Origin of the sequence: Stutzerimonas frequens, assembly GCF_024448335.1 — a bacterium.
GTDB lineage: Bacteria > Pseudomonadota > Gammaproteobacteria > Pseudomonadales > Pseudomonadaceae > Stutzerimonas > Stutzerimonas frequens.
On record NZ_JAMOHM010000019.1, the window covers coordinates 60,046 to 74,451 of the forward strand.

The 14,406-nt window shown below is 64.0% G+C and carries 15 protein-coding genes; 8 read left to right on the forward strand and 7 right to left on the reverse strand.

Annotation, left to right across the window (positions count from 1 at the left end):
• Positions 1-8 precede the first annotated feature (8 nt).
• The gene (locus NAO55_RS19755; protein WP_102840382.1) at positions 9-716 is read right to left on the reverse strand and encodes a HugZ family pyridoxamine 5'-phosphate oxidase; all 708 of its coding nucleotides are present in this window, start codon (positions 714-716) and stop codon (positions 9-11) included.
• A gap of 100 nt (positions 717-816) precedes the next feature.
• Here NAO55_RS19755 and NAO55_RS19760 point away from each other — a divergent pair, with 100 nt between their 5' ends.
• Complete coding sequence (locus NAO55_RS19760; protein ID WP_102839767.1) at positions 817-1,575, forward strand: SDR family oxidoreductase; 759 nt, start codon at positions 817-819, stop codon at positions 1,573-1,575.
• A 76-nt stretch (positions 1,576-1,651) separates the two neighbouring features.
• Here NAO55_RS19760 and NAO55_RS19765 read toward each other — a convergent pair whose 3' ends face one another.
• Entirely contained in the window at positions 1,652-2,656 is a 1,005-nt protein-coding gene (locus NAO55_RS19765) for a DUF481 domain-containing protein (protein WP_084904864.1), read from the reverse strand.
• 134 nt (positions 2,657-2,790) lie between these two features.
• On the opposite strand from NAO55_RS19765, the gene NAO55_RS19770 reads away from it, so the two are divergent.
• Positions 2,791-3,150, forward strand: coding sequence for an MGMT family protein (locus NAO55_RS19770; RefSeq protein WP_102839766.1), 360 nt, complete (start codon positions 2,791-2,793; stop codon positions 3,148-3,150).
• 38 nt (positions 3,151-3,188) lie between these two features.
• The gene (locus tag NAO55_RS19775) at positions 3,189-4,889 is read left to right on the forward strand and encodes an AmpG family muropeptide MFS transporter (protein WP_102839765.1); all 1,701 of its coding nucleotides are present in this window, start codon (positions 3,189-3,191) and stop codon (positions 4,887-4,889) included.
• Between the two features lie 60 nt (positions 4,890-4,949).
• Here the strand turns inward: NAO55_RS19775 and NAO55_RS19780 are convergent, their stop codons facing one another.
• Both NAO55_RS19780 and NAO55_RS19785 read right to left on the reverse strand, forming a co-directional pair.
• Positions 4,950-5,774 (reverse strand): mechanosensitive ion channel family protein, encoded by an 825-nt coding sequence (locus NAO55_RS19780; RefSeq protein WP_063540073.1) that lies wholly within the window; start codon positions 5,772-5,774, stop codon positions 4,950-4,952.
• Positions 5,775-5,857: 83 nt separating this feature from the next.
• Positions 5,858-6,337 carry a YajQ family cyclic di-GMP-binding protein gene (locus NAO55_RS19785; protein WP_063540074.1) on the reverse strand — a complete coding sequence of 160 codons (480 nt, stop codon included), beginning with the start codon at positions 6,335-6,337 and terminating at the stop codon, positions 5,858-5,860.
• 152 nt (positions 6,338-6,489) lie between these two features.
• Here NAO55_RS19785 and NAO55_RS19790 point away from each other — a divergent pair, with 152 nt between their 5' ends.
• The 5 genes from NAO55_RS19790 to NAO55_RS19810 are packed head-to-tail and all read left to right on the forward strand — an operon-like array spanning position 6,490 to position 12,057.
• A complete protein-coding gene (locus tag NAO55_RS19790; RefSeq protein WP_102839764.1) occupies positions 6,490-7,455 on the forward strand; it encodes a GGDEF domain-containing response regulator in 966 nt (321 codons plus the stop codon).
• Positions 7,456-7,459: 4 nt separating this feature from the next.
• Positions 7,460-8,371, forward strand: coding sequence for a putative 2-dehydropantoate 2-reductase (locus tag NAO55_RS19795; RefSeq protein ID WP_102839763.1), 912 nt, complete (start codon positions 7,460-7,462; stop codon positions 8,369-8,371).
• 43 nt (positions 8,372-8,414) lie between these two features.
• Complete coding sequence (locus tag NAO55_RS19800) at positions 8,415-10,430, forward strand: sensor histidine kinase (RefSeq protein WP_102839762.1); 2,016 nt, start codon at positions 8,415-8,417, stop codon at positions 10,428-10,430.
• A 15-nt stretch (positions 10,431-10,445) separates the two neighbouring features.
• Positions 10,446-11,036: a cob(I)yrinic acid a,c-diamide adenosyltransferase gene (locus NAO55_RS19805; RefSeq protein ID WP_102839761.1), complete on the forward strand. Its 591-nt coding sequence runs from the start codon at positions 10,446-10,448 to the stop codon at positions 11,034-11,036.
• Positions 11,029-12,057, forward strand: coding sequence for an ion transporter (locus NAO55_RS19810; RefSeq protein WP_180981625.1), 1,029 nt, complete (start codon positions 11,029-11,031; stop codon positions 12,055-12,057). Before NAO55_RS19805 ends, NAO55_RS19810 begins: the two co-directional genes overlap by 8 nt.
• A gap of 5 nt (positions 12,058-12,062) precedes the next feature.
• On the opposite strand, the gene NAO55_RS19815 is transcribed toward NAO55_RS19810, so the two are convergent.
• The 3 genes from NAO55_RS19815 to NAO55_RS19825 form a co-directional block, all read right to left on the reverse strand.
• Positions 12,063-12,875, reverse strand: coding sequence for an alpha/beta hydrolase family protein (locus tag NAO55_RS19815; protein WP_063540080.1), 813 nt, complete (start codon positions 12,873-12,875; stop codon positions 12,063-12,065).
• A complete protein-coding gene (locus tag NAO55_RS19820) occupies positions 12,862-13,989 on the reverse strand; it encodes a DUF3182 family protein (protein ID WP_102839759.1) in 1,128 nt (375 codons plus the stop codon). Before NAO55_RS19820 ends, NAO55_RS19815 begins: the two co-directional genes overlap by 14 nt.
• 222 nt (positions 13,990-14,211) lie before the next feature.
• A partial coding sequence (locus tag NAO55_RS19825; RefSeq protein ID WP_256070292.1) for an FAD-dependent oxidoreductase occupies positions 14,212-14,406 on the reverse strand: 195 nt, incomplete at its 5' end.

The following is a 14,406-nucleotide window of genomic DNA, read 5'->3' on the forward strand; positions in this document are numbered from 1 at the left end:
GAATCACCTCAGCGACGCGCCATCGCCACCAACGCCTGCCGCACTGCCCCGGGCGTCGCGCAGGGTTCGGGGAAGGCTAGCCAATGCAGCGCCTGGCCGATGCGCAGGTGGAAGCCTTCGCTGTCGATGCCGGTCATCCGCGCCGCGGATTCGCGCGGCAGCCCGGCCTGTTCGACATAGTGCGCGATGGCCGCGGCATGATCGTCGTTCATGTGCTCGACCATGCCCCGCTCCACCTCGCCGTTCTCCGCCGCGAAGGGATTGGCCAATGCGACCTGATCCAGCCAGTGGATCGCACCGAAACCGCCGATGTAGCGCCAGCGCACCGGTTCCAGCACCCAGAAGTCGAAGTCGTGTACGCGGTGGTAATCCTGCGATTCGGGGAAGTAGCTGTAATAACGCTGCGCAGCGGCCTCGACCGTCGCCGCGTCGTCGAGCTGGCGGGCCTCGGCCAGCAGCGTGAGCCGACCCGCCGCCTGCACGTCCTCGGCGGCGCGCTCGCCGACCAGCAGCGAGCAGCGCCCGTCGGCCTTGAGGTTGCGGGTGTGCTGGGCAATCCGGCTGATCAGGATCAGCGGCCAGCCATTGGCGTCCAGGCAGTACGGCACGACCGAGCCGAACGGAAAGCCGGGCATGGCCTGGGAATGGGTGGAGAGCACACCGCGGTATTCCTTGAGCAGGAGTTGTCGGGCATGCTTGCGGGCTTCGGCGCTCACCTGTGGCTCCTCGATACGGGTCCGGGACGACGGAGCGCCCAGCATAACGATTTCCCTGGCGGGCGTCGTTCCCGCCTTACAAGGACAACAGGAGGCGCGCATGCAACTGCAAGACAAGGTCATCATCGTCACCGGCGGTGGCCAGGGCCTCGGCCGGGCCATGGCCGAGTACCTGGCGAGCAAGGGCGCGCGACTGGCGCTGGTGGACCTCAACCAGGAGCGTCTGGACGAGGCCGTCGCCGCCTGCAAGGCCGCCGGCGGCGGCGCACGCGCCTACTTGTGCAATGTCGCCAACGAAGAGCAGGTCAGCGACATGGTCACGCGTGTGGCCGAAGACTTCGGCGGCCTGCATGGCCTGGTGAACAATGCCGGCATCCTGCGCGACGGCCTGCTGCTCAAGGTCAAGGACGGCGAGATCAGCAAGATGAGCCTGGCGCAGTGGCAGGCGGTGATCGACGTCAACCTCACCGGCGTGTTCCTCTGCACCCGCGAAGTCGCGGCGAAGATGGTCGAATTGAAGAGCGAAGGCGCGATCATCAACATCTCGTCGATCTCCCGCGCCGGCAACATGGGCCAGACCAACTACTCCGCGGCCAAGGCCGGCGTGGCCTCGGCCACCGTGGTCTGGGCCAAGGAGCTGGCGCGCTACGGCATTCGCGTGGCAGGCGTGGCGCCCGGCTTCATCGAGACCGAGATGGTCGCCAGCATGAAGCCCGAAGCCCTGGAGAAAATGACTTCCGGCATTCCGCTCAAGCGCATGGGCAAGCCGGCGGAGATCGCCCACTCGGTGGCGTACATCTTCGAGAACGACTATTACACCGGCCGCATCCTCGAACTGGACGGCGGGCTGCGTCTCTGATCGTGGTGTCAGAGCCAAAGAAGAAAGGCAGCCAGATGGCTGCCTTTCTTATATATGCACACCGGATCGATAAGGCTTACCAGCCCACGCCGAAGCCGATGCTGTAGCGGGTCTCGTCGAGATCGTTGTCGGCACCGCTGATGATGTCCTTCTCCGCCTTCATGTTCAGCGAAGCCCAGTCGGTCACCTTGTAACGCAGGCCGACCTCGGCATCGAGCGCGTAATCGGCGACGTTCTCCAGCGGCTTGCCGAGTTCGCCGGTACTGAACAGCTCGAAGGTCTTGCCCACCAGGTAGCGGTTGTAGTCCCACTTCATCGCCGCCAGGTAGAAGTTCTCCTTTTCGCCGTCGGCAAACTCGTAGTCGCTACGGTTGATCAGCCCTGCCAGGGAGAAGGCGCCCAGCTCGTTGTCCCAGAACTGGTAACCGGGACCGGTACCGATGGTGCGCTGACGGCGCACGTCCTCGATCTGGTCGCGCTTGTAGCTCAACCGCCCCTGCCAGAACCAGTGCTGATCGAGGAAGCGGTCCAGCGCGTACTCGGCATCCCAGTTGTCGGTGACCGTCACGCCGTCGCGATACTCGCGGTTGTAGTTGCCGGTGCCGTTGTGGCGCCACAGCCCGTGCCGCGCCTTGGTGTCGAAGGAGACGTCATAGTCATCCGTATCGGTTTCGGCACGCTTGTAGTCCATCGCCACATCGACGTTGCCACTCCAGGTGAAATCCTGAATCAGCGGTTTGGGATGGATGATCTGGGTGATGCTCGCCAGCTCCACCGTGCGAGGCGCAGCGCCATTGGTGATGACGACCTTGCCCTCGTCGGCGGCCTGCAGGGACTGAGCGACCTCACCGGTCACGTCGTCCTGCTTGATCAGCAGCTTCTGGTCGCTTTCCAGCGTGGCGATCTTGCTCCACTTCAGCGGAATCGAACCGCCATACTCGGTTTCGATGAGCAGCTTGCCGCCGTCGAGCACACTGATCTTGCCGGTCAGGCGATCGCCATTCTTCAGCCATACGGTGTCGGCGAACGATGGCAGAGCCAGAGCGGAGAGGGTCACGCAAAGCAGGGTTCTGGGGAACATACGGGTATTGAAATCAGGTCTGGGTCGGTTGAAAGGCTGGCATTATCCCTATGCGTCTAACCACAGCAAGCACAGACCGCCGAACGGAACCCGAGTTCTCCGGCCCGTCGATTTACCTCCCCGGAAGCCCCAGCATGAATGACCACGCACCGCTGCTGCCGCCATCCGCCGACGCTGAAACGCGCCGAGCTGCCGTCTATCTGGTGATGTCGCAGATCCCGCCCGGCAAGGTGGTGAGTTATGGCGAGCTGGCCGCCATGGCGGGGCTCGGCCGGGCTGCACGTTGGGTCGGTCGGCTGATGTCGCAGCTGCCCGACGACACCACACTCCCCTGGCATCGGGTGATTGCCGCCGGCGGCCGCCTCAGCCTGCCAGCCGGAACAGCAGCAGGTCACGAACAGCGGGTGCGCCTACGGGCAGAGGGCCTGACCATCGTCAACGACCGAGTGGACATGCGTCGGCATGGCTGGCATTCGACGGAGCACAGCGGTTAGAGTGCGCCCTTCGTCCAATCCGTGCAGAACCTCGATGTATGTCCCGTGAAACCTGGCGCGATGCGCTAGCCGCCTACGCCAGCCCCGCTACGCTAGCCCTGCTGTTGCTGGGTTTCGCTGCGGGTCTTCCCGCCGTTCTGGTGTTCTCCACACTGTCGGTATGGCTGCGCGAAGCGGGCGTCTCGCGGGAAACCATCGGCTTCGCCAGCTGGATCAGCCTGGCCTACGCCTTCAAGTGGGTGTGGTCGCCGATGCTAGACCAATGGCGGCTGCCCTGGATCGGCGCATTGGGCCGACGCCGCTCGTGGCTGGTGCTGTCGCAGGCATTGATCGCCGTCGGCCTGATTGGCATGGCCCTTTGCAACCCGCAGCACAACCTGACGATGCTCATCGCCCTGGCGGTGGTCGTGGCATTCTCGTCGGCCACCCAGGACATCGCCATCGACGCCTATCGCCTGGAGATCGTCGAGGACAAGCTGCAGGCGACCCTCGCCGCCAGTTACATGACCGGCTATCGCATCGCCATGCTGCTCGCCAGCGCCGGCGCCCTCTTTCTCGCCGAATGGCTGGGTTCGAGCAGCCTCGACTACAACCAGGCGGCCTGGACCACGACCTATTTCGTCTTCGCGCTGCTGATACTGCCCGGCCTGATCACCAGTCTGGTGATCCGCGAGCCGGACGTAGCCGCGCCACTGCCCAACGAGCCCTCGCGCTACACCTTCAATCATCAGCTGGCCGCGGTCGGCCTGCTGCTGGTGCTGCTGGTCTCGGTGCCGGCGATGATCAATGCGCTGATCGCCCAGGCCTGGCCGCGCGCCACGCTGTACGCACTGTTCATCCTCGGCAGCGTATCGCCGGTGGGCCGGGCGCTGTTCGTCCCGGTACGGCATATCTTCAGTCAAGCCAAGCAACGCCAGCGACCGGTGCGCTTCGACTTCGCCCACCAGGCCGTGTCGGTAATCGTGCTGATCATCCTGATGGTTTCCACTACCGGCATGTTCCAGTCCTACTGGGGCGGCTACTGGCCGCGCGGCACCATGTACCTGCTGATCTGCTGGGGCTGCCTGTCGGCACCCGGGCGCATCCTGATGGGGCCGGTGCTGACGCCGATCACCGATTTCATCGTGCGCTACCGCTGGCAAGCGCTGCTGCTATTGGGGCTGATCGCCACCTATCGCATGTCGGACACGGTGATGGGCGTGATGGCCAACGTCTTCTATATCGATCAGGGTTTTTCCAAGGACGAGATCGCCAGCGTCAGCAAGCTGTTCGGGCTAGTGATGACGCTGCTGGGAGCGGCCTTTGGCGGTTTGCTGATCGTGCGTTTCAGCATCCTGCCGATCCTGTTCATCGGTGGCGTCGCCTCGGCGGCGACCAACCTGATGTTCATGCTGCTGGTGGAGATGGGCGCGAACCTGAACATGTTGATCGTAACCATCTCCTGCGACAACTTCAGCGGCGGCCTCGCCTCCACCGCCTTCGTCGCCTACCTGTCCAGCCTGACCAACCTGAAGTTCTCGGCCACCCAGTACGCGCTGCTGAGTTCGCTCATGCTGTTACTGCCCCGTCTGCTGGGTGGCTACTCCGGGGTCATGGTGGAACACCTCGGCTACAGCGACTTCTTCCTGGTCACCGCGTTGCTCGGCGTGCCGACACTGATTCTGATCGCCTGGCAATGGAGCCGAGATCGCCAGCAACCCGGCGATGCGCAGCGCGAAGCAGCCTCGGAACAGTCCTGAGGCGACCAGCAGAAACGACGAAGCCGGCAGATGCCGGCTTCGCTTCGTTCAGGCAAGACTTCAGCTCTGAACCAGGTGCACCACACGCTGCGGAAACGGAATGCCGATCCCGGCAGCGTCGAAACGTTCTTTCACCAACTCGGTGAAACCGAAGGTCACCGGCCAGAAATCACCGGTCGCGACCCACACCCGCAACGACAGATTGACCGAGCTGTCACCCAGCCCGGTGACGAACACAACCGGCTCGGGATCGCGCAGAACACGCTCATCCTGCGCGATCTCCAGCAGGATCTGCCGTGCCAGCTTGATGTCCGCGCCGTAGTCGATACCGACGTTGATATCGGCACGACGCCGCGGCTCGCGGGAGTAGTTGGTGATATGCCCGTTGGACAGAGCACCGTTGGGCACCACGATGGTCTTGTTGTCGGCGGACTTGAGCACCGTATGGAAGATCTGGATCGAATCGACGGTGCCTGCTACGCCCTGGGCTTCGATCCACTCGCCGACCCGAATCGGGCGGAACAGCAGGATCAGCACGCCGCCGGCGAAGTTCGCCAGGCTGCCCTGCAGGGCCAGACCAATGGCCAGGCCGGCAGCACCGATCACGGCGATGAACGAAGTGGTTTCCACCCCGATCATTGAGGCCACACTGACCAGCAACAATACCTTGAGGATGATACCGGCCAGGCTGCCGATGAAACCGTGCAGGGTCGGATCGACCTTGCGCCGCTGCAACAGGCCGCTGACCTTGGCGGTCAGCGTATTGATCAGCCACCACCCGAATAAAAAGGTCAGCAATGCCAGCGTCACCTGGGCGCCGTATTGCAGAACGACCGGCAGCCAGGCTTCGGAGAGATCGACCAGATAGTCAATAGAGAGGTCCATGCAGAGATGCTCCTTCAAGAATCGGTGCCGGCGGGCCGGGCACCGAGAACAGCGGGGTTGCGTGCGCCGAAGCGCGGCGGGAATCAGTCGCGGAAGTTGTTGAATTGCAGCGGCATGCCGAACTCGTGTCCGCGCAGCAGGGCGATGGCTTCCTGCAGGTCATCGCGCTTCTTGCCGGTGACGCGCACCTGCTCGCCCTGGATGGCAGCCTGCACCTTGAGCTTGGCGTCCTTGATGTGCGCGACGATCTTCTTCGCCAGCTCCTTGTCGATGCCTTCGCGCAGCGTCACTTCCTGCTTTGTGGTCTTGCCGGATGCATAGGGCTCCTTGACTTCCAGGCACTGGATATCGATCTTGCGTTTGACCAGGCTCAACTTGAGAATCTCTAGCATCTGCTCCAATTGGAACTCGGCTTCTGCCGTCAGCTGCACGGTCAGGTCCTTCTGCTCGAAGCTGCCTTTGCCACGCAGGTCGTAGCGACGATCGAGTTCCTTGATCGCGTTGTCGATCGCGTTGGTGACTTCGTGCTTGTCCAGTTCGGACACCACGTCGAACGAGGGCATGGGATTCCTCCACTATGTAGCGCGACGGGCCGCATGAGCCGAGCGCGCGTGTCTTGACGGTTAAGAAAGCGCGGTCATTATAACGCTTCGACGTTTCAGCGCCCGCCCCTACGGAGTGACAGGACGTCCCCCTCCAACTGATTGAGCTTGCCATGCCCAACCCCCACCTGAGCATCCTCGTGGTCGATGACGCCAAGTTCTCCAGCGTCATGATCGGTCGTGCCCTGAGCAAGGCCGGCTACCAGGATATCCGCTTCGCCAGCAGCGCCGCTGACGCGCTGACGCAGCATGCGCAACGTCCTGCCCACGTGCTGTTGGCCGACTGGCTGATGCCGGAGATGGACGGCCTCGAGCTGACCGGGCAGATCCGCCAACGCGACGCCCTGAGCGGCCACTACAGCTACGTCATGCTGCTCACCGGGCGCGACAGCGAGAATGCGCTCGGCCTGGCATTCGACCATGGCGTCGACGATTTCATCAGCAAGTCGGCAATGAACGAGCAACTACTGCCGAGAATCTTCGCTGCCGACCGGCTATGCGCCTCGCTGCAGCAGCTCAAGCAGGAGAACCATCAGCTGGCCGAAAGCGTCGCCAGCCTCGAGGAACATAGCCTGCACGACCCACTGACGGGGCTGGGCAACTGCCGCTATCTACAGCAGCGCCTGGCCGCCAGCCTGCGGCAAATGGAGAATCGTGGTACCGCGCTGTACTACCTGCAGATCGGCCTGCCGGACGCGGATGCACTGCGCGAACGTTACGGAAAGCCCGTCTATGCGGAAATCCTCTGTGCCATCGGTGCTCGCCTGCAGCAGCTGGTCCGCCCACTGGATGTGGTGTGCCGGATCGACGAGCAACAGTTCGGCCTGCTGGCACTGGTCGATGATCTGAAGGGCTGTTCGCCAAGCAGCTTCAAACGCCTGCACGAGGGTCTGAACCTGCGCGCGCTGAAGACCAGCGAAGGCTTCATTTCGATCAAGGCAGGCATCAGCCTGATCAGCCTCGATGCCGACGCGCTCCCGGTCACACCGCAGGCCATCATCGAACGTGCCGCTGCGCTGCTGCCGAGCGCCTACAGCACGGGCCGTATCGTCCCCTTCCGGCTCAAGCAGTCGGCATGAGTCGATGACCTGGCACATTCTCGGCGCCGGTGCGCTCGGCAGCCTGTGGGCCACCCGGCTGGCTCGTGCCGGTCTGCCGGTACGGCTGATCCTGCGCTCGGCGCAACGCCTGGACGAATACCAACGCGCCGGCGGGCTCGGCCTGCGGGAGAACGACAATCTCGAGCGCTTCGACATCCCCGCGGAACTGCCCGACGCACCGACCACCATCAGACGACTGCTGGTTGCCTGCAAGGCCTACGATGCCGAAGCCGCTGTGTCCCGGGTCGCCGCTCGCCTGGCCCCGGGTGCCGAACTGCTCCTGCTGCAGAATGGTCTCGGCAGTCAGCAAGCGATCGCCGAGCGCTGGCCGCAGGCCCGCTGCATCTTCGTGTCGAGCACCGAAGGGGCCTATCGCGAGACTGATTTCCAGGTACTGTTCGCAGGCCGCGGGCAGAACTGGCTGGGCGACCCGCATGGCGGCGCAGCGCCTGCCTGGCTGAGCGAACTGGACCTGGCCGGCATCGCGCAGACGTGGAGCACGGAAATTCTCTCGCGGCTCTGGCGCAAACTAGCGCTGAACTGTGCAATCAATCCACTGACCGTGCTCCATGACTGCCGCAACGGCGAGCTGCTGCAGCACCCTGCGCAACTCGCTGTGCTGAGCGAAGAACTCGGCAGACTTCTCGTAGCCAGCGGCCAGCCAGCGGCCGCCAACGACCTGGAAAACGAGGTGCTACGGGTCATCGAAGCCACGGCGGCCAACTACTCGTCCATGCTTCAGGACGTCTGTCTTGGCCGTCGCACGGAGATCGCCTATCTGCTCGGCCACGCCTGTGCCACGGCCGAAACCCTGGGGCTGCCCACGCCGAAGCTGCACGCGCTGCACCAGCGTCTTCGCGAGCACTTGCGCCAGCGCGGATTGCCCACCGACTGAGCCGCGGCTACCCTGCAGAAACCTCTGCCGCCTCGTACCGCCAATGATCCTGCGTCAACGCCTCGAAAACCTCCCGGTCGGCCGCAAGCTGCTACTCGCCCTGCTCGTTCTCCTGGCTGCGGTCCTGCTGGTGTCCAACCTCACCTTCATCAGCGCCGCCTATTGGATCTCGCGGCAGAGCGTAGCGCCCCAAGCCATGCATACGCTGGGCGAACTGTTCGCTACCGAAGAGCTGAGCACGCGCGCGCTGACCTCACCAGAAGCGGCAAATTCGCTACTCAGACGCCTGGACGGCTATGCGCCGCTGCGCGCCGCGGTCATCTACGACCGCGACGGCAACAGCCTGGCACAGGTACAGCAGGGCGAGCGCCTGCGTCTGCCCGAGCGGCTGAGCGCAGTCGCCGACTGGCGCGCCGGCGAGATCCGCGCCAATCTGCTGGTCCGCTTGCCACAACCGGACGGCAGCGCCGGGCATCTGCTGATGGTCGCCAGCAGCGAACTGCCCGGGGCGTTCTACACCGGCACGCTGACCGCGAGCCTGGCGATCCTCGTGGCCAGCCTGCTGCTGTGGGTTCTGGTCGCCCGGCAGATCCGCCAGCTGATCACGCGGCCAATTCGCGACCTCGAAGCGTTGTCCCGCCAGGTAACCCGCGAGGAGAACTACTCGCTACGGGCCAAGCCCGGCAACCAGGACGAGATCGGTCGCCTGGCCGACGCTTTCAACACCATGCTGTCACGCATGGAGGCTCGCGAGCAGCAGCTCAAGCGCGCCCGTGACGATGCCCAGGAAGCCTTCGATCACGCCCAGGGGCTGGCCGAGGAAACGCGGCACTCCAACCGCAAGCTGGAGCTGGAGGTCCAGGTTCGCAGCAAGATCGAGCAGAAACTCACCGGCTTCCAGAAGTACCTCAACAGCATCATCGATTCGATGCCCTCTGCGCTGATCGCCCTCGATGAGCAGCTCTACGTCACTCAGTGGAATCAGGAAGCCAGCGCCCTCTCCGGAACGCCGCTGGACGACGCGCTGAATCAGCCGGTGTTCGTCGCCTTCGAGCCGCTCAAGCCCTTCCTGGCGCAGATCCGCCGCACTTCCGAACAGCATGTGGTGGAAAAGATCGAGAAAGTGACCTGGCTGCGCAACGACGAGCCACACCACTACGCGCTCACCTGCTATCCACTGACCGGCGGCGGCGGTCGTGGCGTGGTGATCCGCATCGACGACATCACCCAGCGCATCAACATGGAGGAGATGATGGTGCAGTCGGAGAAGATGCTCTCGGTGGGCAGCCTGGCCGCCGGCATGGCTCACGAGATCAATAATCCCCTCGGCGCCATCCTGCACAACGCGCAGAACATCCGCCGCCGGCTTTCGCCCGAACTGGAACGCAATCGCGAGGCAGCGGAGGAAACCGGCGTGCGCCTGGAGGCGGTCAACCAGTATCTGCAACGCCGCGAAGTGCCGCAGTTGCTCGACGGCATCCAGCAGGCCGGCTCCCGGGCCGCGAAGATCGTCAGCCATATGCTCAGCTTCAGTCGCATGAGCAACCGGCAGCTGGCCGATTGCCAGCTGCCGATGCTGATCGACCAGGCGCTGGAGATCGCCGGCAACGATTTCGCCCTGATGGAGGGTTTCGATTTCAGGTCGATCGAGATCGTTCGCGACTTCGATCCGCAGATCGATCGCGTGCCCTGCATCGCCAACGAACTGGAACAGGTTCTGCTCAATCTGCTGAAGAACGCCGCCCAGGCAATCCACCAGAACCAGGCTCAGGAACGCGGGCGCATCATCCTGCGCACTCGACTGAACCCGCCATGGGCAGAGATTCAGGTCGAAGACAACGGTGGTGGCATTCCAGAGAACGTTCGCAAACGCATATTCGAACCGTTTTTCACCACCAAGGAAGTCGGTCAGGGAACCGGACTGGGCCTTTCCGTCTCGTATTTCATCATTACCAACAACCACCAGGGCCAGATGGAGGTGCAGTGCCAACCCGGCCATGGCTCCACCTTTACCCTGCGCCTGCCACTGAGTTCGCCTGGCGAGCCGCCGGCGGCCTGAACAAGGAACCAATAGATGGGCAATCGACTGTCGAAGATCTACACCCGTACCGGCGATAGCGGTGAAACCGGCCTGGGCGATGGCCGCCGGGTCGCCAAGGATCATCCGCGTGTAGAAGCCATGGGCGAGGTCGATACGCTCAACAGCCAGCTCGGCCTGCTGCTTGCCGAACTGGCTGAGGCGCAAGTGCAATGGCCTGCGCTCGATGAGCTGATCAGCGTGTTCGGCCCGTGCCAACACCGCCTGTTCGATCTTGGCGGCGAGCTGGCCATGCCCGATTACCAGGCGCTGCAGGAAAGCGAGATCGAGCGCCTGGAGCAGGCCATCGACAGCTGGAACCAGGAGCTGGGGCCGCTCAAGGAGTTCATCCTGCCGGGCGGTTCCAGGCTCATCGCCCTCGCCCACCTGTGCCGCAGCGTGACGCGCACTGCCGAGCGCCGCTGCCAGCAGCTCAATGCCAGCGAAACCGTGCGCCCGGTGCTGCTGGCCTATTTGAACCGGCTGTCCGATGCGCTGTTCGTCGCCGCGCGCCTGATTGCGCGGCGCCAGGGGTGTGGCGAGATCCTCTGGCAACCCGCCGCCGCGGCAGCCGGCGCGGATGACTGAGCACCGCGTGGATCAACAGGCGCGGCGCCGCGACGGGCTGCATGCCGCCTGGGAAGCCTTCATCGTCCTGCTGGTCTGCGTGAACCTGGCGCTGATCCTGTTCGACAGCCTGTTCGCGCTGCAGCCGGTCAACACGGCGCTTGCCAACCTGATGCCGCAACTGCACGAGCGCTATCAGCAAAGCATCCACGTCAACTTCCAGTACATCGACCTGTGGTTCGTCGCGGTCTTCCTTCTCGACGTGCTGCTCGGCTGGACGGTCGCGCTGTTCGAGCGCCGCTATGCGCGCTGGTACTACTACCCGTTCGCCCACTGGTATGACGTGCTCGGCTGCATTCCGCTGGCGGGGTTCCGCTGGCTTCGGGTACTGCGGGTTGGCAGCCTGCTGATCCGCCTGCAGCGTCTGGGCCTGATCGACATGCGCCGCTGGGCCGTCTACGGGCTGTTCAGCCGCTACTACTACCTGTTGATCGAGGAGCTCTCCGACCGGGTGATGGTGCGCCTGTTCGGCCGCCTGCAGCAGGAGATTGGCGCCAGCGATGACCTCTCCCGACGCCTGCTGCAGGAGGTGGTCCGACCGCGCAAGCAGCGCGTGCTCAACGACCTGTCGCGGCGCCTGCAAGGCATGCTGGAAACCGGCTACCGCGACAATCGCGGCGCCATTGAAGGCTATGTCAGCCAGCTGATCCACCAGGCGCTGCAGGACAATCCGGAGATGCACAGCCTCAGAAGGCTGCCGCTCGGCAATCGACTGGCCGCGACGCTCGACGACGCGCTCAGCGATATCGCCGCACGCCTCCTGCAGGGCGCCGTCGAAGGCATGCGCGGGCCGCAGTTCCAGGCCCTGGCGGCCAATCTCGCCGACGAGTTCTTCGATGCCTGGGTCTATCAGGACGAACACACCGACCTGGCCCTGGAAGAACTGTTGGTGGATGTCATCGAGGTGCTCAAGCAGCAGGTGCTCGACCGACGCTGGAGTCGTTTCGTCGGACCGACGCCACCCGCTACACCGCCCGATTGATCGGATCAGCTTGACTGCGCCGCGCCACGCCCGGGCTCCTCGCCCTCATCCACGCCCCGGAAACCGGCTGCCGACTTTTCGTCGAGACGCGCACCGATGACCATTTCCGTCGCCCAGTTGACCAGGATAGATGTGTAGGCCTCCTGGCAGCGCTCGTTGCTCAACGCATGGTCGGCGCCATCGATGATGCGATGGGTCAGCGACTGGGTGCGGTGAAAGGCGGCGCGATAGCTCATGATGGTTTCATGAGGCACGAAGGTGTCGTGCTGCGACTCGACGATCAGCACATCTCCGCGAAAGGCGGAGCAAGCGGCCAATGCACGGTTCTCTTCCGGTAACACCCGCCGGCTGCGCAGTTGATTGAGCACATCGCGGTCCAGTTGGCGCTTGGGCAGGTTCCAGTCCTCGTCGCGATAGAGCGCAGGCACCCGCAGCGCCAGCCATTTGACCGGCCGCAGAGAGGTCAGGATGGTGGCCAGATAACCGCCATAGCTGGTTCCGACCACGGCGATGGCGGACGGATCGATATGCGGATGTTGAGCAAGCAGGTCGTAGGCAGCCAGGAGATCGGCGAGGTTCTGCTCGCGGGTCACCGACTCCTGTTGCGCGCGGGTCTGCGCGTGTCCCCGCAAGTCGAATGACAGGCAGACACAGCCGAGCCCGGCGATGCCGCGGGCGCGGGTGAGATCGCGCTGCTGGCTGCCGCCCCAGCCGTGAACGAACAGCACGCCGGGCATCTTGGCCGGCGGTGAAAGGAACGTTCCGGCGATATGCTCATCGCCAACCAGAATGTCTACTGTCTCGCTATGCGTCGCCATATTGCTCCACCACTACGCATTTGGTGACGAAACCAACCTCGTCATCCTGCCCCTGATACAGGATCGTGGCTCCCGCCGGCGCCGGGCGCTCTCGACCATAGATCTCGAGCGAAGATGCCCGTACGACTCGCGCGCCCGTGCCCTGACGGAAGAGTTCCAATGCCGCGATTTCAGCGCTGCTGGCACCGCCGATGCGCCAGGATTGTTCCAGCACACCCGAGCGCGGCTGGCCGCGACCGTCGATCCCCTGGGCGATGTCGTAGTTGCGCCTGGAGGCGAAGAAGTTTCGGTAGCAGGCCGAAGCGGCCTCGTCGTACACCTGTGCCTGGCTGACGGCGAGCCGCGTGGTTTCCGTTAGATCAAGCGCCAGCAACGCCTCGAAGTCACCGTCCACGACGACCAGATCGGAACCGCCGTACACCTCGTTGCCGGCGTTATCCTCGGTCAACCGCTGGGTACCGTAGTAGCTCGCCAGGCGGCCACCGACCCGCACCTGTCCGACGCTGAAGGTCGTGACGTGCTCCAGATGGGCCTCTAGCACCAGGCCGTACTCGGCCAGCTCCTGCTCATCGAGCGCAAACAGAGCCTGATCGAGGGCATCACTGTCATCGACGCGCTGCTGGCCGCGTCCACCGGTAGCTCGGACCGGCTTGATGCGCACAGAGCCCTCGTGCAGCAGCCGACGCCCGGCATCTCTGGCATCCTCCAGACTGAAGACGCTATAGCCAGCGAGCACACTGCCCTTGACCTGCGTACTGAAATCGCGCGACCAGCCGACCGGCGCAGCGGCGTCCGGGCGAATCAGTGGGTGGGTGATGGCCTTGGTTTCGACGAAGGCCTGCGGTACCACACCGCCGAACAGGTCAGCCTCCCCGCACAGGCCCAGCGCCTGGGCTTCACGCAGGCCGACCACCGTGCCGGATGGCACGAGATAGGGCTGAGCCTCATAGCGACGGGTCGGATCGTAATCGCCGCCATAAGTCAGCCCTAGCAGTGCAGCCAGACGCTCGGCCAAGGCTGCGTGTACGACCCGTTCGTGCTGTGGCTCATTGGGTCGGTTGGCATGGGTCAGTACGACCCTGCGCGAGTTTTGCGACGTTTGCGCATTCATCATTTCGTGGACAGCTCCATGGACTGCTCGACAGGCGCGCCCGGAGCCCATGGCCATCGCGAGCGCTCGCTACCACCTGAGCCGTAGCGCGGTGTACCGCAGTAGACCGCAGACACCTCGCAACGATCCTCGGCAGACCGCCGGGCGAATCCAATGACCTCCCAACCAGACGTAAAAAAAAGGGGAGCAACCTGGCGGTTGCTCCCCTTCTTTTTCGCGTTTCGATCAGGCCGGCGCGGAGCTGCGGATCAGGTGATCGAAGGCGCTCAGCGAGGCCTTGGCGCCTTCACCCACGGCGATCACGATCTGCTTGTACGGCACCGTGGTCACGTCACCGGCGGCGAACACGCCGGGGATGCTGGTCTGGCCCTTGGCGTCGACGATGATCTCGCCGAAGCGCGACAGTTCCAGGGTGCCCTT

What these genes read in the sequence shown, in the direction of transcription:
- NAO55_RS19760 (WP_102839767.1), top strand. Translation starts at nt 817, where the DNA reads ATGCAACTGCAAGACAAGGTCATCATCGTCACCGGCGGTGGCCAGGGC.
- NAO55_RS19765 (WP_084904864.1), bottom strand. Translation starts at nt 2,656, where the DNA reads ATGTTCCCCAGAACCCTGCTTTGCGTGACCCTCTCCGCTCTGGCTCTG.
- NAO55_RS19770 (WP_102839766.1), top strand. Translation starts at nt 2,791, where the DNA reads ATGAATGACCACGCACCGCTGCTGCCGCCATCCGCCGACGCTGAAACG.
- NAO55_RS19775 (WP_102839765.1), top strand. Translation starts at nt 3,189, where the DNA reads ATGTCCCGTGAAACCTGGCGCGATGCGCTAGCCGCCTACGCCAGCCCC.
- NAO55_RS19780 (WP_063540073.1), bottom strand. Translation starts at nt 5,774, where the DNA reads ATGGACCTCTCTATTGACTATCTGGTCGATCTCTCCGAAGCCTGGCTG.
- NAO55_RS19785 (WP_063540074.1), bottom strand. Translation starts at nt 6,337, where the DNA reads ATGCCCTCGTTCGACGTGGTGTCCGAACTGGACAAGCACGAAGTCACC.
- NAO55_RS19790 (WP_102839764.1), top strand. Translation starts at nt 6,490, where the DNA reads ATGCCCAACCCCCACCTGAGCATCCTCGTGGTCGATGACGCCAAGTTC.
- NAO55_RS19795 (WP_102839763.1), top strand. Translation starts at nt 7,460, where the DNA reads ATGACCTGGCACATTCTCGGCGCCGGTGCGCTCGGCAGCCTGTGGGCC.
- NAO55_RS19800 (WP_102839762.1), top strand. Translation starts at nt 8,415, where the DNA reads ATGATCCTGCGTCAACGCCTCGAAAACCTCCCGGTCGGCCGCAAGCTG.
- NAO55_RS19805 (WP_102839761.1), top strand. Translation starts at nt 10,446, where the DNA reads ATGGGCAATCGACTGTCGAAGATCTACACCCGTACCGGCGATAGCGGT.
- NAO55_RS19810 (WP_180981625.1), top strand. Translation starts at nt 11,029, where the DNA reads ATGACTGAGCACCGCGTGGATCAACAGGCGCGGCGCCGCGACGGGCTG.
- NAO55_RS19815 (WP_063540080.1), bottom strand. Translation starts at nt 12,875, where the DNA reads ATGGCGACGCATAGCGAGACAGTAGACATTCTGGTTGGCGATGAGCAT.
- NAO55_RS19820 (WP_102839759.1), bottom strand. Translation starts at nt 13,989, where the DNA reads ATGATGAATGCGCAAACGTCGCAAAACTCGCGCAGGGTCGTACTGACC.